This is a genomic window from Pseudomonas canadensis, from assembly GCF_030980095.1.
GTDB classification, from domain to species: Bacteria; Pseudomonadota; Gammaproteobacteria; order Pseudomonadales; family Pseudomonadaceae; genus Aquipseudomonas; species Aquipseudomonas canadensis.
Genome location: NZ_CP133298.1, coordinates 4005864 through 4028555, shown reverse-complemented (window position 1 = coordinate 4028555; position 22692 = coordinate 4005864). Strand labels below are relative to the sequence as shown.

The following is a 22692-nucleotide window of genomic DNA, read 5'->3' as shown; positions in this document are numbered from 1 at the left end:
CACCCCCATGAGCGCGGCATCCTACAAATTACCCCTGGGCCTGGTGGTCGCCGTGCTGGTGATGGCTGGGGTGCTGCTGTTGCCGCTGCCCGCCGACTTGCCGGTGGCCGGGCACCGCATGCTGGCAATCCTCGCGTTTGCCGTGGTGGTATGGATCACCGAAGCGGTGTCGTACGAAGCCAGCGCGATCATGATCACGTCGCTGATGGCCTTTTTGCTTGGCACGGCGCCGTCGCTGCAAGACCCCACTCATTTGATTGGCACCAGCCCGGCCATCAGTATGGCGCTGACCGGCTTCTCCAACCCGGCGCTGGCGCTGGTGGCGGGCGCATTGTTTATCGCCGCCGCCATGACCCACACCGGCCTGGACCGACGCATCGCTTTGGTCACCCTGAGCCGCGTCGGCACCAGCACCCGGCGCATCCTGCTCGGGGCGATTGCGGTGACTATTTTGCTCAGCCTGGTGGTGCCCAGCGCCACCGCGCGCAGTGCCTGCGTGGTGCCGATCATGATGGGCGTGATCGCCGCGTTCGGCGTGGACAAACGCTCGAACATCGCTGCCGGCATCATGATTGTGGTGGCCCAGGGCACCAGCATCTGGAACGTCGGCATCCAGACCGCCGCCGCGCAGAATCTGCTGACCGTCGGCTTCATGGACAAGATGCTCGGCCAGCGCGTGTCGTGGATCGACTGGCTGATCGCGGGGGCGCCGTGGGCGTTGATCATGTCGGCGGTGTTGCTGTTCCTGGTGCTCAAATTGCTGCCGCCGGAGACCGACAGCATTCCCGGTGGCAAAGAAGCGGTGGCGCAGTCACTGGTGGACATCGGGCCGATGACCGGGCCGCAGAAGCGCCTGTTGACGGTGTCGGTAATGTTGCTGCTGGCCTGGGCCACGGAAGGGCGTTTGCACAGTTTTGATACCACCTCGACCACGTACGCGGGGTTGGTGTTGCTGTTGCTGCCGGGTATCGGCGTGATGACCTGGAAGGATGTGCAGTCGCGTATTCCGTGGGGCACGGTGATTGTGTTCGGGGTCGGTATCAGCCTGGGGACGGCGCTGTTGACCACCCAGGCGGGGCAGTGGTTGGGGGCTGCGGTGGTGGCTCACACGGGGTTGGATCAGGTGGGGCCGCTGGGTGTGTTTGCGATTCTGGGGGCGTTTTTGATTGTGATTCATTTGGGGTTTGCCAGTGCCACGGCGTTGACCTCGGCACTGCTGCCGATTTTGATTGCGGTATTGCAGACGTTGCCGGGGGAGTTCAGTCGGCTGGGGATGACGATGCTGTTGGGGTTTGTGATGAGTTATGGGTTTATTCTGCCGATCAATGCGCCGCAGAATATGGTGTGTCTGGGGACGGGGACGTTTACGGCGCGGCAGTTTGCCAAGGTGGGGGTTTTGGTGACGCTGGTTGGTTATTTGTTGATGGTGGTGTTTGCGGTGACTTACTGGAGTTGGCTGGGGTGGGTTTGATGGGGTTGGGTTGGGTGTATATCCGTTATTTGGGTAACGGCTGCTTAGGGTTCCGCTCTTACAGCGGGTCACTTTCGAAAAGCGCGAAAGTAACCAAAGCGCTCTTGCCCCAACACTCGGCACCTCGCTTAGGCTCGGTGTGCCCTCACTCCGGCTTGAATCCGTGGGCCGCCGCGATGGGCCATCCTTGGCCCAGCGCGGCTAACCCGGCGTCCTGCCGGGTTACCCACGGATTCAAGCCTGCGTTCGGCCAGCGTGTTTGACGGGGCGCCTAAGATCAAAATCAAGATCAAGAGCGACTCGCTTCGCATCGTAGATACGCGGTCCCTTGTAGGAGCCGGCTTGCCGGCGAAAAACGTGAGAACGCCGCGTTCATCCAGACACCCCACGTCATCGTTAACGACCATCGCCGGCAAGCCAGCTCCTACAGTGGACTGCCTATGCCTTTGCTTCACACCACTCAAGCCGGCTGTCAGGCCGCTGTGCTTTTGCTTTTGATCTTGATCTTAGGCGCCCCGTCAAACACGCTGGCCGGAATTCGACAGGGATTTGGGGGGTAAACCGGCAGGGATGCCGGTTTAGCCGCCCCGCGCCATGGATGGCGCGTGGCGGCGGCCCCCCAAATCACTGTCGGATTACGGGCACACCGAGCCTAGGCGAGGTGCCGAGTGTTGGGGCGAAGCGTTTTTGGTTACTTTTGGCGCTCTTCCAAAAGTGACCCGCTGTAAGAGCGGAACCATAAGCGGCCGTTACCGCAGCAACGGATATGCACACCACCCACTCCCCCACATGACAAGATGAACTCCCCTCAGGTTTACTACTCTCTGAGTAAGCTTTACCGACTCCCCCGGGTCGGTCCATCTAGGTCACCGAATGAACAAATACACCCCCCACACCTGGGAACCCCACGAGCGCCCAAGCCTCCCAGGTTCACCGTCCACCCCGCTGCACCCCACGCACAAGCGTTGGCTGTTCGCGCTGGTCGGCGTGCTGGTGGCAATCACCGGGGGCTTGGGTAACGCGCTGGTCATCGCCAACCTGCAATACCTGCAAGGCGCCCTAGGCGCGACCACCGCCGAAATGGCCTGGCTCCCCGCCGCCTACGTCATGACCAACGTCTGTATGAACCTGCTGCTGGTGAAGTTCCGCCAACAGTTCGGCCTGCGCGCCTTCACCGAAGTGTTCCTGGTGCTGTACGCGCTGGTCACCTTCGGCCACTTGTTCGTCAACGACCTCAACTCGGCCATCGCCGTGCGCGCAGCCCATGGGATGGTCGGCGCGGCGCTGAGTTCGTTGGGCTTGTACTACATGATCCAGGCGTTCCCGGCCAAGTGGCGCTTAAAGGCGCTGGTGCTGGGCTTGGGCACCGCGCAACTCGCGTTACCCTTGGCACGCCTGTTCTCCGAAGACCTGCTGCAAATCGCCGAATGGCGCGGCCTGTACCTGTTCGAGCTGGGCATGGCGCTGATCTGCCTGGGTTGCGTCTTCCTACTTAAACTCCCGCCCGGCGACCGCTTCAAGACCTTTGAAAAGCTCGACTTCCTCACCTTCGCGATCCTCGCCACCGGCGTCGCCTTGCTTTGCGCGGTGTTGTCCCTGGGCCGCATCGACTGGTGGCTGGAAGCCCCGTGGATCGGCATTGCCTCGGCCTGTTCCCTGGTGCTGATCATGGCCGGCCTGGCCATCGAGCATAACCGTGCGAACCCGATGCTGATGACCCGCTGGCTGGGCAGTGGCGTGATGATTCGCCTGGCGCTGGCGGTGATCCTGATTCGCATGGTGCTGTCCGAGCAGTCCACCGGCGCGGTGGGGTTCATGCAGATGTTGAACATGAGCTACCAGCAGATGCACACCCTGTACGTGGTGATGCTCGCCGGGGCGATTGCCGGGCTGGTGGTCAGTGCGTTGACCATCAACCCGGCGCACCTGTTGATGCCGCTGGTGATTTCCCTGGCGCTGATGGCTACCGGCTCGGTGATGGACAGTTTTTCCAGTAATCTCACCCGCCCACAGAACCTGTACATCAGCCAGTTCCTGCTAGGCTTCGGCGGCACGTTCTTCCTCGGCCCGACCATGGTGTTGGGCACCAAGAACGTGCTGACCAACCCGCGCAACCTGGTGAGTTTTTCGGTGATGTTCGGCATCTGCCAGAACCTCGGCGGCCTGATTGGCGCGGCGTTGCTGGGGACGTTCCAGATCGTGCGCGAGAAGTATCACTCCAGCATGATCGTCGAACACCTGACCTTGCTCGACCCGCGTGTGGCCGCGCGGGTGCAGAGCGGCGGATCGGCCTACGGCGGCATTGTCGCTGACCCCGAGTTGCGCAACCTGATGGGCATTCGCAGCCTGGCCACGGCGGCGACCCGTGAGGCGAACGTGATGGCCTACAACGATGTCTTCATGTTGATCGCGATCATCGCGATACTCACCATGATCTGGATCTTTATCCGCAGTCTGTGGCTGATGAGTACCACCCGAGCAGCAGCCACTCCCGTTCAACCCAGCGGCGCACCTTCATGACCGAACCTTCGACCTCCACGACCACTGCCATCGCCTCCACCCCGGAGGGCAGTACCCCACCCGGCGCGGTGCCCACCGAGCTGCGCCCGTTACGGGTGCGGATCATCTCGTCCCTGGGCTTTGCCGCAATCGCCATCGTCGGCGTGCTGATTGTGCTGTACGCCTGGCAATTGCCGCCGTTCAGCAGTGCGGTGGAAACCACCGAGAACGCGCTGGTGCGGGGACAGGTCACGATCATCGGGCCGCAGCTCAGCGGCTATGTGTTCGAGGTGCCGGTGCAGGATTTCCAGCACGTGAAGGCCGGCGACCTGCTGGTGCGCCTCGACGACCGCATCTACAAGCAGCGCCTGGACCAGGCGCTGGCGCAGTTGGCGGTGCAGCAGGCGTCGTTGGCGAATGTGGTGCAACAGCGCAACAGCGCCGAAGCCACCATCAAGTTGCGTCAGGCAGCCTTGGCGGACAGCCAGGCGCAGGCGCGCAAGAGCACCGCCGATTTGCGCCGCAACGAAGAGCTGATCAGCGATGGCTCGGTGTCCAAGCGCGAGCTGGACGTAACCCGCGCCGCTAACGCGCAGACCATCGCCGCTGTGGCGCAAGCCCAGGCCAGCCTGGAAATCGCCCGGCAGGACCTGCAGACGGTGATCGTCAACCGCGGTTCCCTGGAAGCGGCCGTGGCCAGTGCCGAGGCGGCGGTGGAGTTGGCGCGCATCGACCTGTCCAATACCCGTATCACCGCGCCCCGCGACGGCCAGTTGGGGCAGATCGGCGTGCGGCTTGGGGCCTACGTCAACTCCGGCGCACAGTTGATGGCGCTGGTGCCGCCGCAGTTGTGGGTGATCGCCAACATGAAGGAAACCCAGATGAATAACGTGCAGGTCGGCCAGCCGGTGACTTTCACGGTGGATGCGCTGAACCACCGCAAATTCCGCGGCACGGTGCAGCATATTTCCCCGGCCACGGGCTCGGAGTTCAGCCTGTTGCAGGCGGACAATGCCACCGGCAACTTCGTCAAGATCGCCCAGCGCGTGCCGGTACGGATCATGGTGGACCCGGACCAGGCCGAGAGCGAGCGGTTGCGGCCGGGGTTGTCGGTGGTCGTCAGTATCGACACTGCCGGCCGCCTGAAAAACAGCCCGCCCTGACACACCCTCTCTGTAGGAGCCGGCTTGCCGGCGATAGCGTCCGAAAGTCTGGTGATGATTTTGAGGGCCCCATCGCCGCCAAGCCGGGTTCCTACAGGGTGCGGTATTCCAGGTTGAAAGTGAGGTGAGTTGACTGGCCTTGCTCCAACAGCTTCAGCCCAGGCCGCCCTGGCAGGTTATGGGCATTCACCGGATGACTTACCGGCTCGATGCAAAAGAACCCCAGCCCCGGCGGGCAGTACAACAGGAAGTAATCACTCCCCGTGGCCTGGCATTCCAGGGTGTAGCCCAGTTCTGGTTGTTCGAGCCGGCAATGGCCGTCCCAGTGGCAAAAACCGTTGTCGACCGGGCCCTCGGGCAAGTGCTTCAACACCTGGAAGTTCCAATCCGGCGGCACGGGCGCCAGCCCCGTGGGCAATTTCGATGTGTCACTCATCCACACCTGCGATGCCTTGGCCTGTAGCCGAGTACCCGGCCTGCGCGGCAGATAGGGATGCAATCCCAACCCATGCCAGGCGGGTTTTTCCGCCAGATGGGTCACCTGCAACCTGATACTCAGTTCACCCTCCTCTAACCGAAACCGTTGCTCGGCGCGGTAAGCGAACGGCGTGTCGCACACCACTTCCAACACCACCTCATTCGCTGATTGGCTGATCACCTGCCATGCCTGTTGCCAGGCCGAGCCATGGATCGGCAGTGGATCGGTCAAGCTATTGGGCGCCAGCGCCAGCCAACCGTCGGGGTTGTCGAACCCCCCTTTGGCAATCCGGTTGGACCAGGGCGCCAAGGGATAGCACCCCAGTTTGCCTGGCAACCCGGTGTTGATCGCGTGCGCATCGCTGTACCGCAAAAGCGGCTGGCCGGTGGCGAGCACCGTCCAGTTGACGATGCTGCCTCCCGTGGCCGGCGCGAGGGTAAGGTGGGTCAGGTTGTCTTGCAGTTCAATCAGCATCAGAGCACCACGCTTGGCAGCCACAACGACAGCGCAGGAATGTAAGTCACGGCCATCAGTACCAGAAACAGCACGGCATAAAACGGCAGCAGCGCCTTCACGGTTTTCTCGATGCTGACCTTGCCCACCGCCGCGCCGACGAACAGCACCGCGCCCACCGGCGGCGTGATCAGGCCGATACCGAGGTTGACCAGCATGATCATGCCGAAGTGCACCGGATCGACGCCGATACCCAGCACCACCGGCAGCAGGATCGGCGTGAGGATCAAGATCAGCGGCGCCATGTCCATCACCGTGCCGAGCAACAGCAGCATGGCGTTGATGCACATCAGGATCACGTAGCGGTTATCCGACAGGGTCAGGAACATCGTGGTGATTTTTGCCGGGATCTGCATCAAGGTCATGATGTAGCCGAAGCTGGCGGCGAAGGCGATCAGGATCATCACGATGGAAATGGTGCGCACCGTGCGGTGCATCAGCTTGGGCAACTCGCTCCATTTGTAGTCGCGGTAGATGAACATGGTCACGAAAAACGCCCACAGCACCGCAATCGCGGCGGATTCGGTGGCGGTGAAAATCCCCGAGAGGATGCCGCCCAGGATGATCACCATGGCCATCAGGCCCCAGAGCGCATCGGCGCAGATTTTCAGCGCCTGCTTGAGCGGAATGACTTCACCCTTGGGGTAGTTGCGCTTTTTCGCGAAGATCAGGCACAGCACCATCAGGCACGCGCTCATCAGCAAGCCAGGCACCACACCGGCCATGAACAACGAGGCAATCGACACCGTACCGCCGGCCGCCAGGGAGTAGAGCACCGAGTTATGGCTGGGCGGGGTTAAAAGAGCCTGCACCGAACCGCTGACGGTCACGGCCGTGGCGAATTCACGTGGATAGCCACGGCGTTCCATTTCCGGGATGAGCACCGAGCCGACCGAGGCGGTGTCCGCCACCGACGAGCCGGAAATTGCGCCAAAAAACGTCGAGGCCATGATGTTCACCAACGACAGGCCGCCGCGTACAAAACCCACCAGTACGCCGGCAAATGCCACCAACCGCCGCGACATGCCGCCCTCGGCCATGATCGCCCCGGCCAGCACAAAGAACGGAATCGCCATCAGCGAAAACTTGTTCACCCCGCCGGCCACCTGAATCATCAGGGCCTGGAACGGGATGTCGATCCACCACGCGCCGACCAGCGCCGACAACCCCAGGGCGTACGCCACAGGCATGCCGATCAGGATCAAGGCGATAAAGCTGCCCAACAGAATCAATGCGTCCATATCAAGCGGCCCCTTCGCTTTCTTCAACCAGGTCGAAGCGCACGACCCGACGGTTGCTCTGGTCACCGAGCAAGAGTTTTTCCACGACAAAGATCAGGGTCAGCAGCCCGCCGATCGGGATCGGCATATAGGTGATGCCCACACGCAGGGTAGGGATGGCACTCATGAACTGGTTCCAGGTGGACAGGCACAGTTTGGTGCCCCAAATGGCCATGAACAGGCAGATGGTGCCCATCAGCAATTGCGAGACGACGCCGATGATCTGGCGCTGACGGGGCGGCAGGCGGTCAGTGACCATGGCCACCGACATATGCGCGCCGGCGCGGTAACTGGCGGCGGCGCCGATAAAGGTGAACACCAGCATCAACAGGATGGCGGTGGGCTCCGGCCAACTGGAGCCGGTGCCGAGGACGTAGCGGGCGAAGATGCCCCAAGGGATGATCAGCGCGACTCCCAATACCGAGAGGCCGGCGACCCAGATGCAGGTCATGTAGATGCGGTCGTTGATGCGCAGCAGTAAATTCTTCATGGCGTTCACCGTAACCAGGCGCGTCGATGCCGACCGCGCCGGGCCTTGCTAGAGAAGGAGGGCGTTACTGAACGGCGTCGATACGCTTGATGATGTCGGCGTAGGCCGCACCGTACTTGGCGCGAACCGGCGCGGTGGCGTCATAGAAGGGTTTTTTGTCGACGGTGATGAACTCGACACCGGCGGCCTTGAGCTTGGTTTCACTGCTGGCGGACTTGGCGTCCCACAACACGCGCTCGTCAGCCTGGGCGGCCTTGGCGGCTTTTTTCACCATGTCCTGTTGCGCGGGGGTGAGCTTGTTCCAGGTGATTTTCGACATCACGATGGGCTCGGGCAAAATCAGGTGCTCGGTGAGGGTGTAATACTTGGCGTTCTGGAAATGGTTGTGCTCCAGCAGAGTGGGCGGGTTGTTTTCCGCGCCGTCGATTACGCCGGTCTGCAGGGCGCTGAAGATTTCGCCGGTGTCCATGGCGATGCCGTTGGCCCCCATTTCATTGAAGGCTTCGATGAACAAGGGGTTGCCCTGTACGCGGATTTTCATGCCCTTGAGGTCTTCGATCTTGCGCACCGGTTTCTTGGTGTAGAGGTTGCGCGTGCCGCCGTCCATCCAGGCCAGGGCGACCAGGCCGAATTCGGAATCGGTGATTTTGGCGAGGATCTCGTCGCCGATCTCGCCGTCGATAACCTTGCGCATGTGCGCTTGGTCGCGGAACACGAACGGCAGGTTGAACACGTTCACGTCCGGCACCACCGGGCCGACAATGCCGAGGCTGACGCGCGTCATCTGGATAGCGCCGACCTGAGCCTGTTCGACCACTTCTTTTTCGGACCCGAGGACACCGCCCGGGAAATACTTGAAGGTCAGTTCGCCATTGCTTTCCTTGGTCAGGGCCTTGCCCATGTTCTCTTCGGCAACGACGGTGGGGTAGCCGGCGGGATGGATATCGGCGAATTTGATTTCCAGCGCGTGGGCGGCGCTGCTGAGGGTGAAGAATGCAGCGGCGAGCAAGGTGCGTTTGAAGTCCATGGGGGTTCATTCCTGTCTTGTTATTGTTGTATTCAAGGCACAGCGATGCAGCTAGAGGGTGAAGGTGGGCTCCGGCAATCCGACTACGCCGGGGTTAAGGGCGAACACGCCGCCGGACAGTGACTGTTCACTCTGGTCATCGCGGATCGAGGTGACAAACAGGGTGTCCAGGCGACTGCCGCCAAAGGCGCACATGGTGGGTTTTTTCACCGGTACGGTGAGGGAGCGATCGAGGCGACCATCCGGGGTAAAACGGTGGATAAGCCCGGCGTCGTTGGCGCAGATCCAGTAGCAGCCATCGGCATCCACAGCTGCGCCGTCAGGGCGGCCGAGGTGCTTGTGCATGTCCACGAACACGCGGCGGTTGGACGGCGTGCCGGTGTCGATGTCGTAGTCGAACGCCCAGATTTGCTGCACCAGCGGGTGTGAGTCCGAGGCGTACATCGTGCGGCCGTCAGGACTGAAGGCCAGTCCGTTCAACGTGATGAAACCGTTCAACTGCGCATGGGGCGCCGCACCTGCTGCGTAGCGATAGAGGGTACCCTCGGCCGCATTCAAACCCATGTTCAACACCATGGTGCCGGCCCAGAAACGGCCCTGGCGATCACACCGGCCGTCGTTCAGGCGCATGTCCTGGCGTGGGTGCTCTACAGCCGCCAGAGGCGTGGTATCAAGGCTGCCGTCGTTGTGCGGGGTGAGCTGGAAGAACCCGGTTTCCATGCCAGCGACCCAGTTGCCCGCCTCGCTGCGGGCGATGCAGGCAAGCATCTGCGGGGCTGTCCAGGCGGCAACATGACCAGAGGCGGCGCTCCAGCGTTGCAGGCCGCCCTTGGGGATATCCACCCAGTAAAGGGCGTTTTCCTCGGGCACCCACACCGGGCATTCGCCTACGGCATTGCGGGCATCGACGATCAGTTCAGCGTTCATGGTCAGTCCCCGAAAGGACCGGCCGCGCAGAACGCACCGCCCTGGTAGACCTTGGCCGGGTCATCGGCGGCCACCGGTGGCTGGGTTTCGACCTGGGCGCGGAACACTTCGGAGCTGTCTTTGGGGGCGAAGCCCAGGTGGGCGGCGTAGCGGTTGTCCCACCAGGTGTCGAGGTTGTCCGACATACCGTAGACCACCGTGTGCCCGACGTTGGGGGTGTACAGCGCGCGCTCAAGCAATTGAGTCAGGTCGTCGAAGCTCAACCAGGTGTGCATCATGCGGCGGTTCTGTGGTTCCGGGAACGACGAGCCGATACGGATGCTGACGGTCTCGATGCCGTAGCGATCGAAGTAGAAACTGGCCATGTCTTCGCCGTAGGACTTGGACAGGCCGTAGTAGCTGTCCGGGCGGCGCGGGGAGTGGGCGTCGAGTGTTTCACCTTGCTTGTAGAAACCGATCACGTGGTTGGAGCTGGCGAAAATCACGCGCTTCACACCGTGGCGGCGCGCGGCTTCATAGATATGGAAAATGCCGCTGATGTTCGCGCCGAGCACTTCTTCGAACGAGCGTTCCACCGATACGCCGCCGAAGTGCAGGATCGCGTCAACGCCTTCCACCAAGTGGTGCACGGCTTGTTTGTCGGCGAGGTCGCAGGGTTGCACTTCTTCGCACGCGTCGGCAGCCGGAGCCATGTTGGCGATATCCGAGAGGCGCAGTACCTGGGCGTAAGGGCGCAGGCGCTCGCGCAAGACTTTACCCAGGCCGCCAGCGGCACCGGTGAGCAGCAGGCGATTGAATGGAACGGGGGTGGTTGTGGTGGTGGTCATGAGGGTTCCATTGTTGTTGTAGGTTGTCGTATGACTATGCCGAAGTATCGTTAGGGATTCCCTAGGTTGTCAACGTTCTTGCTGACGCCAAAATACAATTGTGGGAACTGGCTTGCCTGGCATTGCGGACGGTCAGTTGACATCTACATTGCTGATGCGCCGCCATCGCAGGCAAGCCAGCTCCCACATTGGGCGGGTTACAACAGTGAAATCGGATAGCTGATAAACAGCCGATTTTCATCAAACTCGTTATTGCTGAAATCCCGACGCATGGTCGAGTTGCGCCAGCGCACATTCAGGTCCTTCAGCGCACCGCTTTGCACCGTGTAAGCCAGTTCCGACTCGCGCCCCCATTCCTTGCCATCGGTGATGGCCCCGGTGTGCACGTTACTGCCGCTGATATAGCGGTTCATCATGGTCAGCCCCGGAATGCCCAGCACCACGAAGTTGAAATCATGACGCACCTGCCAGGACTTTTCCTTGGCGTTATCGTAGCTGGCGTTGTAGCTGTCGTTGGCCAGGGTGCCGCCACTGGTGCCGTTGACGCGCATCCACACGCTATCCCCCGTGAGTTTCTGCAGGCCCACATAGAAGGTGTTGCCGTTGTACTTGGCCGAGAGCAGAGCGAAGGCGGTCTTGTTGTCGAGGTCGCCAGCCAGGGCGCTGCCGTCTTCCTTGCCGGTGAAAAACCCGAGGTTGGCGCCCAGGGTCCAGTCGCCCACGGGTTGGCTGTGGGTCAGGTTGAAATACTGCTGCTGGTAGATGTCGGTGAGTTCGGCGTACCACACGCCCACCTGGGTGCGTTTGTCGTTGAAGCTGTATTCGCCGCCCCCGAAGTTGAAGCGGTCGGAGGTGAACGCGGCTTTGCCGTTCATGAACAGGTCTTCCATGCTCGCGTCATTGCGCGGGCTGTTACCGCGAAACTGCCCGCCGTAGAGCGTCAGGCCGGCGATTTCATTGGACGTGACCTGGCCACCACGGAAGGTCTGCGGCAGCGAGCGACCGTCATCGGAGCGCAGGATCGGCAGCACCGGCATCCACTCACCGACCTTCAGTTCAGTCTTCGATAATTTGGTTTTCAGCGCGACGCCCAGGCGGCCAAAGTTATCGGCCGGGCGGCCGTCGCTGTGGATCGGCAGCAACTGCGTACCGCCGGTGCCTTTGCCACCATCAAGCTTTTGCGAATACAGGCCGAGCACATCAATGCCGAAGCCCACGGTGCCTTGGGTGAAGCCGGACTTGGCGTCGAGAATGAAGTTCTGCGTCCACTCTTCGGCCTTGGCCTGGGGGTTGGTCGGGTTGGTGAAGTTGCGGTTGAAGTAGGCGTTGCGCAGATTAAGCGTGGCCTTGGCATCGTCGACAAAGCCTTCGGCCGAGGCGACGAGGGGCAGGGTGAATACGAGGCTGCCGAGACTGATAAAACTCAGGCGAACCGAGGAATTGCGGGCGAGTGAACTCACAGTGACGCTCCCTTTATATTGTTGTTTTTATTATTTGTCATACGTTGTCGTACAACAGGAGGGGCAATATTTGCGAGAATTTCGAGGGCTGTCAAGCGGTGGTTGTACGATGACTTGGCGCGCTAGCCACTACCCCGCAGGAGCCCGGCTTGTCGGTGATGGCGGTATCGGTGTTGGTGCAAGGCTTGCGGCCCCCATCGCCGGCAAGCCGGGCTCCTACAGTTGAGTGAGTTGCAACGCGGGATTCAGGCAGCCATGACCATCGGCGGAAGGGTACCCAACAGCGAGACGGCGGCCACCGCTGCAACACCCAGCAGCCACTCCAGCATCACACTGGAGTTCAAACTGCCCAGGCGTTGTTCACAGCGCTCGATACGCAGCCGGTTCAGCAGCGCCAACGCCAGCATGCCCAGCACCAGAAATACTTTGATCAACAGGATCAGCGCGAACCCGTTGAACAACGGCGTGGGCCAGAATTGCCCGGTCAGTACGCGCACGTTGATCAAGCCGGTCACCAGCAACCCGGCGACCAGCCCATAACCCACGCCGCTGAACCGCCGCAGGATCGGCTCAAGTACCAGGGTTGGCGATTGCCTGAGGATCAACACCAGCAACAGCAAGCCGCCGAGCCATGCACCGACGCACACCAGGTGCACCACCTGATTGAGGATCAGCAACTGGCCGCTGAGCCCATCGAGCATGGCGCCATGGCCCACTGGCGCCAAGGTCGCCAGCAGCAGCGCAATGACCGGCAGGCGCAGAATCCGCCAGGGTTTGGCCAGCACGATCACCAGCAACAGGTTCAGCAACAGGTGCCACACCCACACCTGGCCAAAGAAGGTCTTGCCCAGCACCAACTGCACGGTGGCCGGTTGCAGCGCCGCGTCCCAGCTGCCCGCCATGCTGGCGGTAATCAACAGCAGCCAGGCCACGCCAGAGAATAATGCCAGCCAGGCCAGCCCGCGGGTGATGCGCTCAAGTTGCCGGTCCAGCGCCGGTTGCGCTTCAGCGCCGAGCAGCCAGGGCCTGAATGCACAAGCCCCGAACATCAGCAGCACGACGATGAAGTGCAGGAAACGGCACAGCACCAGCAGCGTTGCCATGGGTTATTGGCCGACCTTGAAGCTGTATTCACCGTTGCTCTTATGAGTGTCGACCGAGACCGCGTTCCACACCACTTTGTAGTGACCGGCCGCCAAGGGTGCGGCCGGAGTGACGACCAGGATTTTTTTGTCGGCGTCCGGTGTTTCCAGGCCCTTGATGGCGACTTCGGTGCCGTCCTTGCTCAGGGACACCTTGGTGAAGGTGGCCTCGACGCCTTCGCTGAAGGTCAGGCGCAGGTCTTTAGGCGCGCTGACGCTGCTGTCGGCCGCCGGTTCAGCGCTCTTGAGGTGCGCGTGGGCAAATGCAGCGGAGGCGCCCAGCAGGGAGGCGAGCAGGGCGACGGTGGTGAGGCTTTTCTTGATCAACATTGTTCAATACCTTCAAGGTCAGGGAGTCGGTAGAGCCATGTGCAGCAAGGGAAAGGGCTTGCCTTCGCCATCCAGCGGCGAGCGCGCGACCTGGATAAAACCATAATGCAGGTAGAAACCCACGGCCTGAGGGTTTTGTTCGTTCACGTCCACCGTGAGGGCGTCGTGACGGGTGCGGGCGTGGTCCAGCAATTGGCGGCCGATGCCCTGGCCACGGCGGTCGGGCTCGATAAACAGCATTTCCACGTTGTGCCCGCCAGTGCCGATGAAGCCGGCGATGCCGTTCTGGTCCTCATACACCCACACATCCAGTGCGGGCATGGGCAGGTAGGTGTCGCGCACCAGGGGTAGCAGACGTTGAATGTCATCCTCTGGGAGGAAGTCATGGGTGGCCCGCACCGAGCGCTCCCAGAGTGCGCCCAGCATGGGGTCGTCGGTGGCCACGCGAGGTCGAATAGTCATTGCAATGATCCTTCATGGGGACCGCGATCCTAACCAATCCGATTTGCAGGGGAAAGGTTCGCGTCAGAAGTTTCATTATGGCCTGTCGCCGCGATCTAGAGCCGATGGTAGTCTTTAAGCCAAGTTGTTGTCAGGGAGCCCTTATGGGCAATCACAAGATCGGAATTCGTCGGGTCAACGTCGAGAAAATCCTGCTGGCGGCGGAGAAAATCTTCGCAGAAAAAGGCTACGGCAGCACTGCCATGGCGGATATTGCCGAAGAAGCGCAATTGCCGCGCTCCAATCTGCATTACTACTTCACCACCAAGAGCGAGCTGTACAGCGCGGTACTGTTCGACCTGCTGGAAGTATGGAAGCAGGATGCCCTGAGTTTCGAGACCTTCGACGATCCACGGGTGGTGCTCAGCAGCTACATCCGCGCCAAGATGCAGCGCTCGCGCACGCGGCCGTATGGTTCAAAAGTCTGGGCCAATGAAATCATCCACGGCGCGCCGACGCTCGGTGAGGCGCTGGATGAGAGCCTGTACGACTGGGCCAAGATGAAGGAAGCGAAAATTCGCCAGTGGGTGGAAGACAAACGCATCCTGCCGGTGGAGCCGTCGAGCCTGCTATACATGATCTGGGCCTCGACCCAGCACTATGCCGACTTTGATCATCAGGTGAAGATCTTGAATGAGCACCAGCCGTTGTCGGATATGCAGTTCGAGAGAGCGATACAGACGGTCACAGGTGTGATTTTGCGGGGGATTGGATTGGAGCCCTGATATCGGTGAGCTGATCCCATTTTTGTGGTGAGCGGGCTTGCCCCGCGCGAGGCAAGCTCGCTCACCACAATATTTCGGGTTACACAGCCTCCCTGTATGGGTTCCTCGGATCCTGCGTCCAATTCAAAAATGGCTTGCCCGTGTCCATCGGCACCATCTCGATACAGTCCGCCACCGGGCAGGTGATCTGGCACAGGTTGCAGCCCACGCACTCGTCATCGATCACCTCGTATTTATGCGTGCCATCCGCCTGTTTCAAACTGGAGATGGCCTGGTGCGAGGTGTCCTCACAGGCAATATGGCAACGCCCACAGCCAATGCACGCCTCCTGATCGATCTTCGCAATCACCTGATAGTTGATGTCCAGGTACTTCCAATCCGTCGTATTTCCCACCGCCCGCCCGGAAAAATCCTGCAGGCTTTTGTATCCCTGACTGTCCATCCATCGTGACAGCCCGTCCTTCATCTCCTCCACAATCCGAAACCCATGCAGCATCGCCGCCGTGCACACCTGCACCGCACCGCAGCCCAGGGCGACAAACTCCGCCGCGTCACGCCAATTGCCGATGCCGCCAATGCCGCAGATCGGCAGGCCTTGGGTCTGCGGGTCGCGGGCGATTTCGGCGACCATGTTCAGCGCGATCGGCTTGACCGCCGAGCCGCAATAACCGCCGTGGGTGCTTTGCGTGCCGACGACGGGCAGCGCGACCATGCGTTCCAGGTCGACGCTGGTGATGGAGTTGATGGTGTTGATCAGCGACACCGCATCCGCGCCGCCGCGATACGCTGCCCGCGCCGCCACGCGGATGTCGGTGATATTCGGCGTGAGCTTGACGATCACCGGCAGCGAGCAATACGTCTTGCACCAGCGCGTCACCTGTTCCACATATTCCGGCACCTGGCCCACCGCCGCGCCCATGCCGCGCTCCGGCATGCCGTGGGGGCAACCGAAGTTCAGTTCGATGCCGTCGCAATCCGTGGCTTCCACTAGCGGCAGGATGTTTTTCCAGGATTCCTCGACGCACGGCACCATCAGCGACACGATCAGCGCGCGGTCGGGCCAATCCTTTTTCACCTGGGTGATTTCCCGCAGGTTGATCTCCAGCGAGCGGTCGGTGATCAGCTCGATATTGTTGATGCCCAGCACTTCACGGTTGGCGCCGTAATGCGCCGAGTAACGCGACGACACGTTGACCGCCGCCGGATCTTCGCCCAGGGTTTTCCACACCACGCCGCCCCAACCGGCTTCGAAGGCGCGCACCACGTTGTAGGCCTTGTCGGTAGGCGGCGCGGAGGCCAGCCAGAACGGGTTAGGGGCTTTGATACCGGCAAATACAATCGAGAGATCGGCCATTACGCAGCCTCCACATTCAGCATGAGTTGGGCATGGATGGCCTCGGCGGCCAGCTTGCCGTGTTGCACGGCTTGCACGGTGAGGTCCTGGCCGAGGCTGACGCAATCGCCGCCCGCGTACACCCCGGGAATGCTGGTGCGCAGCTGCTCATCGACAAAGATCCGTTCACCGACACGCTGCAGTTGCTGGGCCAGCGGATCATGCAGTGCCTCGCTGTCGAAGCCCTGGCCGATGGCCTTGAAGATCGCATCGGCCGCCAGTTCGAAGGTTTCGCCGGTCGAGTGCAAACGGCCGTTTTCCATGCGTGTGCGCAAGAAGCGCATGCCACGCACATGGCCCTGATCGTCCAGCAGCACGGCCTCCGGCTGGGCCCAGGTCAGCAGGCGGACCTGGTTGGCCTTGGCGATGTCCTGTTCGTGATGAGTGGCGCCCATGTCCGCCAAGCCACGCCGGTAGACGAGGTTCACATCGCGCGCACCGAGACGGGCCATCTGCACGGCCATGTCGATGGCGGTGTTGCCGGCGCCGAGCACGATGCAGCGGTCGGCCAGGGGCAGTTGGGTCAGGTCATCGGCCTGGCGCAGCTCGCGAATGTAGTCGGTGGCGGCGAGCAGGCCGGGGGCGTCTTCATGGGGCAGGCCGAGTTGTTTGCTGGCGGCCAAGCCGAGGCCGAGGAACACTGAGTCGAATTGCTGGTGCAGTTCACTGAGCGTGAGGTTGTCACCCAGGCGCTGGCCGTGGCGAATCTCGATGCCACCGATCTGCAGCAGGAAATCCAGCTCCTTTTGCGCGAAGTCATCCACCAGCTTGTACTTGGCGATCCCGTATTCATTCAGGCCGCCGGCCTTTTCCCGCGCTTCGAAGATCACCACGTCATGACCGTGCAACGCACTGCGGTGGGCGCAAGCCAGGCCAGCGGGGCCGGCACCGACCACGGCGATGCGCTTGCCGGTGGACGCGGCGCGGTGGAAGGGATGCTCGGTGAAGTGGGCATTGTCGACGGCATAACGTTGCAGCAGGCCGATCAGCACCGGTGCGCACTCTTCGGCGTTGTTACGCACGCAGGCCTGCTGGCACAAAATCTCCGTGGGGCAGACCCGCGCGCAACTGCCGCCGAGGATATTGGCCGAGAGGATTTTCTGCGCCGCGCCTTGCACGTTTTCGGTGTGGATATTGCGGATAAACGAGGGGATATCGATCTCGCTGGGGCACGCGTTCACGCACGGTGCATCGTAGCAATACAAGCAGCGCGACGCTTCCAGTTGCGCCTGGCGCGCATTGAGGGGCGGTGCCAGGTCGGTGAAGTGGCTGGCGAGGGTGGCGCCATCCTCAACGGGATGGGGGAGGTGGGTCAGGGTCTGGATCACGGTGGTGGCCTCACGGTTATTGAGGTGCTGCCTCTGATGGGCATTGGTTTTTGTGTTGCCGTTGCTGGCTTTATCGCAGGCAAGCCAGCTCCCACATGGGATCGGGTTCACATCGTTCAAATGTGGGAGCCGGCGGTGCGACGATTCGACTTGCCCGCGATAGGCCGAAGGCCGCTTTTAGCGTTTCACTGCAGTGGGCCTGGAACGCTCCGCCCGCTTGCTCAACTGCTCGAACACCGGCGGATACGTCGGCCGCTCGACATACCGCCCGGCACCGCGCTCGGCGCGCAGGTCGCCATCGGCCCACACAAGCTTGCCCTGGCTGATGGTGTGGCTCGGCACGCCGCGCACGGTCTTGCCTTCGAAGATGTTGAAGTCGACTTGCTGATGGTGGGTCTTGGCGGAAATGGTTCGCGTACCCTCTGGGTCCCACAGCACCAAGTCCGCATCCGCACCCACGCGAATCGCGCCTTTGCGCGGGTAGAGGTTGAAAATCTTCGCGGTGTTGGTGGAAGTCAGTGCGACGAACTCCTGCATGGACAGACGCCCGGTGTTGACGCCTTCGTCCCACAGCAGCGCCATGCGGTCTTCGATACCGGCGGTGCCGTTGGGGATCTTGCTGAAGTCGTCACGGCCGGCGGCTTTTTGCTCGGCGCAGAAGCAGCAGTGATCGGTGGCGGTGGTGTGCAGGTTGCCGGATTGCAGGCCGTGCCACAGCGCCTCCTGATGCCCGCGCGGGCGGAACGGCGGGCTCATTACATAGCCGGCGGCGGTTTGCCAGTCGGGGTGCTGGTAGACGCTGTCGTCCAGCAGCAGGTGGCCGGCGAGGACTTCGCCGTAGACTGGCTGGCCCTTGCCACGGGCGTAGGTGATTTCGTCCAGCGCTTCTTTGGTGGACACATGCACCAGGTAAAGCGGCGTGCCGATGGTCTCGGCGATGCGGATGGCGCGGCTGGCGGCTTCGCCTTCGACTTGCGAAGGACGCGACAGCGGGTGCGCTTCCGGCCCGGTGATGCCCTGGGCCATCAGCTTGCGTTGCAGGTGATACACCAACTCGCCGTTCTCGGCATGCACCGTGGGCACTGCGCCCAGTTCCAGGCAGCGCTCGAAGCTGGCGACCAGGGTGTCGTCCGCCGCCATGATCGCGTTCTTGTAGGCCATGAAATGCTTGAAGCTGTTGATGCCGTGGTGGCTGACCAGCTCGGCCATTTCCTCGCGCACCTGCTCGCTCCACCAAGTGATCGCCACATGGAAGCCATAGTCGGACGCGGATTTTTCCGCCCAGCCGCGCCACTGGTGGAAGGCTTCCAGCAAGGATTGCTGTGGGTTGGGAATTACGAAGTCGATGATCGACGTGGTGCCGCCCGCCAGGCCTGCCGCCGTGCCACTGAAAAAGTCTTCACTGGCCACGGTGCCCATGAAGGGCAGTTGCATATGGGTATGGGGATCGATGCCGCCGGGCATCAAGTATTGGCCGCTGCCATCGAGTATCTCAGTGCCGGCGGGAATATCCAGGTTCGTGCCAATGGCGCGAATTAGACCGCCTGCGCATAACACGTCGGCGCGGTAACTTTCATCATGGGTAATAACGGTGGCGCCACGGATCAACAGCGACATGTCGAGTTCCTCACAGGCTTGACCGGCTTGTGCCAGTTCTAAGTGTTGTAATGCTGCTTACCGATGGTCGGTTAATTCCTGTCATCGGTGACAGGAATAGAAACTAGCCCGAGTTTTTCGATTGGGCAAGAAGATTTTTTATAAGCTTATACCGTGTTTAATTCATTGATTAATAAGGCAAAAAATTTGAAATCACCAAAATGTAGCGCTCTCTCACCATTTTGACGCACTTGACAGGTTCTTAAATTGATCAACATTTCTTATTGCAAATCAGACGCTTGAGACATGCCTCTTGACGAAGGCAGTGAATAAAAATAATTGTGTTGCACCAGATTGAGTCCTGATCGTTCGGGCAACTTCCACGTTATCTAGCCTGAGTAACGCGGCAAGTACCGAAGGCTCAATCGGAAAGCTGATTAACATCAGCCAGTTATATACGCGGTGTGGGTGCGGTATCGGTTGTCGGCACGGTTATTGAGTGCAGTGGCGGCTGGCCGGGCCCGTGATGTCATGTTGTTTACGAGGTACTCCGGCCACCGGCACACACCGTGCAGGTGAGCAAAAATAATTCGAAAAAACCGTGGAGCGGCCATGCAACAGAACAGATCGCAAGTCATTGAACGCAACGGCCTGTACGAACTCGACGCCGGCCCCGACGTCCTCGACAGCCCGCGCTACAACCACGACATGGCACCGACCAAGGTGCACGAACGCACCTGGAACAAGTGGCACATCACCGCGCTGTGGGTCGGCATGTCGATCTGCGTGCCGACCTACACCTTGGGCGGGGTGCTCACCGCGTATTTCGGCTTATCGGTAGGCGAGGCGCTGATGGCGATCCTGCTGGCAAACATCGTGGTGTTGATCCCGCTCACGCTTAACGCCTTCCCCGGCACCAAGTACGGCATTCCGTTTCCGGTGCTGCTGCGCTCTTCGTTCGGCATCCTGGGTTCCAACGTGCCGTGCCTGATCCGCGCGCTGGTGGCCTGTGGCTGGTTTGGTATCCAGACGATGTTTGGTGGGCTGGCGATCCACCTGTTCCTCGGCTCGATTTTCGAGGGTTGGAAGTCCCTCGGCGGCACGGGTGAAGTGATCGGCTTCATGATTTTCTGGTGCCTGAATTTGTGGGTGGTGCTGCGCGGTGCCGAATCGATCAAGCGCCTGGAAACCTTGTCGGCGCCGTTGCTGGTGGCGGTGGGCATTGGCTTGCTGGTGTGGGCGATGCCCAATGTGTCGATCAGTGAGTTGATGGCGATCCCGCCGAAACGCCCGGAGGGCGCGAGCCTCACCGGTTACTTCATGGCCGGCCTCACCGCGATGGTGGGCTTCTGGGCCACCCTATCGCTGAATATCCCGGACTTCAGCCGCTACGCCAAAAGCCAGAAGGACCAGATCCTCGGGCAGATCTTCGGCCTGCCGCTGACCATGTTCCTGTTCGCCGCCCTCGGCGTGATCATGACCGCCGCCTCGGTGAAACTGGTGGGCGTCAGCGTGTCCGACCCGGTGACCCTGATCGGGCATATCCAGAGCCCGGTGTGGGTGGCTGTGGCGATGGCATTGATCATCGTCGCGACTTTGTCTACCAACACGGCGGCGAACATTGTGTCGCCCACCAATGACTTCCAGAACATCGCGCCCAAGCTGATCAACCGCACCACGGCAGTGATCCTGACCGGCCTGGTGGGGCTGGCGCTGATGGGCCATGAGCTGCTGAAAAAGCTCGGCCTGATCGTGTCCGACGTGAGCCTGGAAACCGTGTATTCGAACTGGTTGCTGGGCTATTCAAGCCTGCTGGGGCCCATTGCCGGGATCATGGTGGTGGACTACTTCATCACCCGCAAACAGCAGCTTGATCTGGCCGGCCTATACCGCGACGACATCTACCCGGCGTGGAACTGGAGCGGCTTCATCGCCTTTGGCGTGCCGGTGGTGCTGACCTTGCTGTCGCTGGGCAGCGATGCGTTCAGCTGGTTCTACAGCTATGGCTGGTTTACCGGTTCGGCCTTGGGTGGCTTGCTGTATTACGGCCTGAATGCCAAACGCGGGGCCAGCCCGGTCGCGGTGAAAACACCACTGTAGACAATTTGAAATGCAATCCACATGTTGGAGCGCATTCCATTGATGGAATTGAGTCAATCCATAAGAAATGTAGCTTGAGGAGATCACCCATGAACGCTGCCCTCGACGTCCTGCAAATCAACCGCGACCGCCTGTGGCAGTCGCTGATGGACCTGGCCAAGCTCGGCGCCACCCCCAAGGGCGGCGTCTGTCGCCTGGCCCTTACCGACCTTGACCGCAAGGCCCGCGACCTGTTCGTGCAGTGGTGCGAAGAGGCCGGCTGCACCGTGACCGTCGACGGCATCGGCAACATTTTCGCCCGTCGTCCGGGGCGCGATCCGAACCTGCCACCGGTGATGACTGGCAGCCACATCGACACCCAACCCACCGGTGGCAAGTTTGACGGTTGCTTTGGCGTGCTGGCGGGTGTGGAAGTGCTGCGTACGCTCAATGACCTCAAGGTGGAAACCGAGGCGCCGCTTGAAGTGGTGGTGTGGACCAACGAGGAAGGCTCGCGCTTCCCGCCGTGCATGATGGGCTCCGGCGTGTTCGCCGAGAAGTTCACCCTGGCGGACACACTGGCCAAGGTCGATGTGGACGGCGTCAGTGTCGGCGATGCATTGAATGCGATTGGCTATGCGGGCTCGCGGCCGGTCAGTGGGCATAAGGTGGGTGCGTATTTCGAAGCACACATCGAGCAAGGCCCGATTCTTGAGGACGAGAAGAAAACCATCGGTGTGGTGCTTGGCGCCCTCGGGCAGAAGTGGTTCGACCTGAAGCTGCGCGGCGTTGAGGCTCATGCGGGGCCGACGCCGATGCACCTGCGCAAGGATGCCCTGGTGGGCGCGGCGGCCGTAGTGGCGGCGGTGAATGCGGCGGCGCTGGGTCATCAGCCTCATGCGTGTGGCACGGTGGGTTGCCTGCAGGCGTATCCCGGCTCGCGCAACGTAATTCCGGGTGAGGTGCGCATGACCCTGGACTTCCGCCACCTGGAACCGGCGCGATTGGATTCGATGATTGCCCAAGTGCGCCAGGTCATTGAAGACACCTGCGCCAAACATGGGCTGAGTTTCGAAATGGAACCCACGGCTGACTTCCCGCCGTTGTACTTCGACAAAGGCTGTGTGGATGCGGTACGCGATGCCGCAAATAGCCTGGGTTTGTCGAACATGGACATCGTCAGCGGGGCAGGGCATGACGCGATTTTTGTCGCAGAGCTGGGGCCGGCGGGGATGATTTTTGTGCCCTGTGAAGGTGGCATCAGCCATAACGAAATCGAGAATGCCGCGCCGGATGATCTGGCGGCGGGCTGTGCGGTGTTGCTCAGGGCAATGGTCGCGGCGTCGGCGGCAATCGCCTGTGGCAAGCTCGCCGCCTAAGCCATCACTGCCCTCCGTAGGAGCCGGCTTGCCGGCGATAGCGGCGTGTCAGGTACCACGCTATCGCCGGCAAGCCGGCTCCTA

Annotated in this window: 19 protein-coding genes; 6 read left to right on the top strand and 13 right to left on the bottom strand. The window is 61.3% G+C overall.

Annotated elements, in window-relative coordinates; all coding sequences use genetic code 11:
• The first annotated feature begins 7 nt into the window (after positions 1 to 7).
• From RB216_RS18570 to RB216_RS18560, 3 genes are all read left to right on the top strand, one after another.
• Complete coding sequence (locus RB216_RS18570; RefSeq protein WP_028616962.1) at positions 8 to 1471, top strand: DASS family sodium-coupled anion symporter; 1464 nt, start codon at positions 8 to 10, stop codon at positions 1469 to 1471.
• A gap of 873 nt (positions 1472 to 2344) precedes the next feature.
• On the top strand, positions 2345 to 3991 hold the full coding sequence (locus tag RB216_RS18565) for an MFS transporter (protein ID WP_028616961.1): 1647 nt from the start codon (positions 2345 to 2347) through the stop codon (positions 3989 to 3991).
• Positions 3988 to 5133 carry an HlyD family secretion protein gene (locus RB216_RS18560; RefSeq protein WP_028616960.1) on the top strand — a complete coding sequence of 382 codons (1146 nt, stop codon included), beginning with the start codon at positions 3988 to 3990 and terminating at the stop codon, positions 5131 to 5133. The genes RB216_RS18565 and RB216_RS18560 overlap by 4 nt, the downstream gene beginning before the upstream one ends.
• 91 nt (positions 5134 to 5224) lie before the next feature.
• Here the strand turns inward: RB216_RS18560 and RB216_RS18555 are convergent, their stop codons facing one another.
• From RB216_RS18555 to RB216_RS18510, 10 genes are all read right to left on the bottom strand, one after another.
• Positions 5225 to 6085 carry an aldose 1-epimerase gene (locus tag RB216_RS18555; RefSeq protein WP_308907713.1) on the bottom strand — a complete coding sequence of 287 codons (861 nt, stop codon included), beginning with the start codon at positions 6083 to 6085 and terminating at the stop codon, positions 5225 to 5227.
• A complete protein-coding gene (locus RB216_RS18550) occupies positions 6085 to 7365 on the bottom strand; it encodes a TRAP transporter large permease (RefSeq protein WP_308907712.1) in 1281 nt (426 codons plus the stop codon). The genes RB216_RS18555 and RB216_RS18550 overlap by 1 nt, the downstream gene beginning before the upstream one ends.
• A 1-nt stretch (position 7366) precedes the next feature.
• Complete coding sequence (locus tag RB216_RS18545) at positions 7367 to 7894, bottom strand: TRAP transporter small permease (RefSeq protein ID WP_028616957.1); 528 nt, start codon at positions 7892 to 7894, stop codon at positions 7367 to 7369.
• A gap of 64 nt (positions 7895 to 7958) precedes the next feature.
• Positions 7959 to 8921 (bottom strand): TRAP transporter substrate-binding protein, encoded by a 963-nt coding sequence (locus RB216_RS18540; RefSeq protein ID WP_028616956.1) that lies wholly within the window; start codon positions 8919 to 8921, stop codon positions 7959 to 7961.
• Positions 8922 to 8972: 51 nt separating this feature from the next.
• Positions 8973 to 9848 (bottom strand): SMP-30/gluconolactonase/LRE family protein, encoded by an 876-nt coding sequence (locus RB216_RS18535; protein WP_308907711.1) that lies wholly within the window; start codon positions 9846 to 9848, stop codon positions 8973 to 8975.
• A gap of 2 nt (positions 9849 to 9850) precedes the next feature.
• On the bottom strand, positions 9851 to 10675 hold the full coding sequence (locus RB216_RS18530; RefSeq protein ID WP_028616954.1) for an NAD-dependent epimerase/dehydratase family protein: 825 nt from the start codon (positions 10673 to 10675) through the stop codon (positions 9851 to 9853).
• 197 nt (positions 10676 to 10872) lie between these two features.
• A complete protein-coding gene (locus RB216_RS18525) occupies positions 10873 to 12135 on the bottom strand; it encodes an OprD family porin (protein ID WP_308907710.1) in 1263 nt (420 codons plus the stop codon).
• Positions 12136 to 12380: 245 nt separating this feature from the next.
• The gene (copD, locus tag RB216_RS18520) at positions 12381 to 13238 is read right to left on the bottom strand and encodes a copper homeostasis membrane protein CopD (protein WP_068937223.1); all 858 of its coding nucleotides are present in this window, start codon (positions 13236 to 13238) and stop codon (positions 12381 to 12383) included.
• 3 nt (positions 13239 to 13241) lie between these two features.
• Entirely contained in the window at positions 13242 to 13607 is a 366-nt protein-coding gene (gene copC / locus RB216_RS18515; protein WP_028616951.1) for a copper homeostasis periplasmic binding protein CopC, read from the bottom strand.
• A gap of 18 nt (positions 13608 to 13625) precedes the next feature.
• A complete protein-coding gene (locus RB216_RS18510) occupies positions 13626 to 14069 on the bottom strand; it encodes a GNAT family N-acetyltransferase (RefSeq protein ID WP_308907709.1) in 444 nt (147 codons plus the stop codon).
• Positions 14070 to 14212: 143 nt separating this feature from the next.
• On the opposite strand from RB216_RS18510, the gene RB216_RS18505 reads away from it, so the two are divergent.
• A complete protein-coding gene (locus tag RB216_RS18505) occupies positions 14213 to 14833 on the top strand; it encodes a TetR/AcrR family transcriptional regulator (protein ID WP_028616949.1) in 621 nt (206 codons plus the stop codon).
• 79 nt (positions 14834 to 14912) lie between these two features.
• On the opposite strand, the gene preA is transcribed toward RB216_RS18505, so the two are convergent.
• The 3 genes from preA to hydA all read right to left on the bottom strand — a co-directional run bounded on the left by preA (position 14913) and on the right by hydA (position 19171).
• The gene (gene preA, locus RB216_RS18500) at positions 14913 to 16187 is read right to left on the bottom strand and encodes an NAD-dependent dihydropyrimidine dehydrogenase subunit PreA (RefSeq protein WP_308907708.1); all 1275 of its coding nucleotides are present in this window, start codon (positions 16185 to 16187) and stop codon (positions 14913 to 14915) included.
• On the bottom strand, positions 16187 to 17554 hold the full coding sequence (locus RB216_RS18495; RefSeq protein WP_028616948.1) for an NAD(P)-dependent oxidoreductase: 1368 nt from the start codon (positions 17552 to 17554) through the stop codon (positions 16187 to 16189). Before RB216_RS18495 ends, preA begins: the two co-directional genes overlap by 1 nt.
• 177 nt (positions 17555 to 17731) lie before the next feature.
• The gene (hydA, locus tag RB216_RS18490) at positions 17732 to 19171 is read right to left on the bottom strand and encodes a dihydropyrimidinase (RefSeq protein ID WP_028616947.1); all 1440 of its coding nucleotides are present in this window, start codon (positions 19169 to 19171) and stop codon (positions 17732 to 17734) included.
• A 591-nt stretch (positions 19172 to 19762) separates the two neighbouring features.
• On the opposite strand from hydA, the gene RB216_RS18485 reads away from it, so the two are divergent.
• Both RB216_RS18485 and RB216_RS18480 read left to right on the top strand, forming a co-directional pair.
• Positions 19763 to 21250, top strand: a complete 1488-nt coding sequence (locus tag RB216_RS18485; protein WP_068937227.1) for an NCS1 family nucleobase:cation symporter-1 — start codon at positions 19763 to 19765, stop codon at positions 21248 to 21250.
• Between the two features lie 89 nt (positions 21251 to 21339).
• On the top strand, positions 21340 to 22608 hold the full coding sequence (locus RB216_RS18480) for a Zn-dependent hydrolase (protein WP_068937228.1): 1269 nt from the start codon (positions 21340 to 21342) through the stop codon (positions 22606 to 22608).
• Positions 22609 to 22692 lie beyond the last annotated feature (84 nt).

Bases quoted from the DNA above. Each gene is read 5' to 3' on its own strand.
- copC (WP_028616951.1), bottom strand. From the start codon at position 13,607: ATGTTGATCAAGAAAAGCCTCACCACCGTCGCCCTGCTCGCCTCCCTG.
- RB216_RS18560 (WP_028616960.1), top strand. From the start codon at position 3,988: ATGACCGAACCTTCGACCTCCACGACCACTGCCATCGCCTCCACCCCG.
- RB216_RS18480 (WP_068937228.1), top strand. From the start codon at position 21,340: ATGAACGCTGCCCTCGACGTCCTGCAAATCAACCGCGACCGCCTGTGG.
- RB216_RS18570 (WP_028616962.1), top strand. From the start codon at position 8: ATGAGCGCGGCATCCTACAAATTACCCCTGGGCCTGGTGGTCGCCGTG.
- RB216_RS18555 (WP_308907713.1), bottom strand. From the start codon at position 6,085: ATGCTGATTGAACTGCAAGACAACCTGACCCACCTTACCCTCGCGCCG.
- RB216_RS18540 (WP_028616956.1), bottom strand. From the start codon at position 8,921: ATGGACTTCAAACGCACCTTGCTCGCCGCTGCATTCTTCACCCTCAGC.
- RB216_RS18545 (WP_028616957.1), bottom strand. From the start codon at position 7,894: ATGAAGAATTTACTGCTGCGCATCAACGACCGCATCTACATGACCTGC.
- RB216_RS18535 (WP_308907711.1), bottom strand. From the start codon at position 9,848: ATGAACGCTGAACTGATCGTCGATGCCCGCAATGCCGTAGGCGAATGC.
- RB216_RS18485 (WP_068937227.1), top strand. From the start codon at position 19,763: ATGCAACAGAACAGATCGCAAGTCATTGAACGCAACGGCCTGTACGAA.
- copD (WP_068937223.1), bottom strand. From the start codon at position 13,238: ATGGCAACGCTGCTGGTGCTGTGCCGTTTCCTGCACTTCATCGTCGTG.
- RB216_RS18530 (WP_028616954.1), bottom strand. From the start codon at position 10,675: ATGACCACCACCACAACCACCCCCGTTCCATTCAATCGCCTGCTGCTC.
- RB216_RS18510 (WP_308907709.1), bottom strand. From the start codon at position 14,069: ATGACTATTCGACCTCGCGTGGCCACCGACGACCCCATGCTGGGCGCA.
- hydA (WP_028616947.1), bottom strand. From the start codon at position 19,171: ATGTCGCTGTTGATCCGTGGCGCCACCGTTATTACCCATGATGAAAGT.
- RB216_RS18550 (WP_308907712.1), bottom strand. From the start codon at position 7,365: ATGGACGCATTGATTCTGTTGGGCAGCTTTATCGCCTTGATCCTGATC.
- RB216_RS18505 (WP_028616949.1), top strand. From the start codon at position 14,213: ATGGGCAATCACAAGATCGGAATTCGTCGGGTCAACGTCGAGAAAATC.
- RB216_RS18565 (WP_028616961.1), top strand. From the start codon at position 2,345: ATGAACAAATACACCCCCCACACCTGGGAACCCCACGAGCGCCCAAGC.
- preA (WP_308907708.1), bottom strand. From the start codon at position 16,187: ATGGCCGATCTCTCGATTGTATTTGCCGGTATCAAAGCCCCTAACCCG.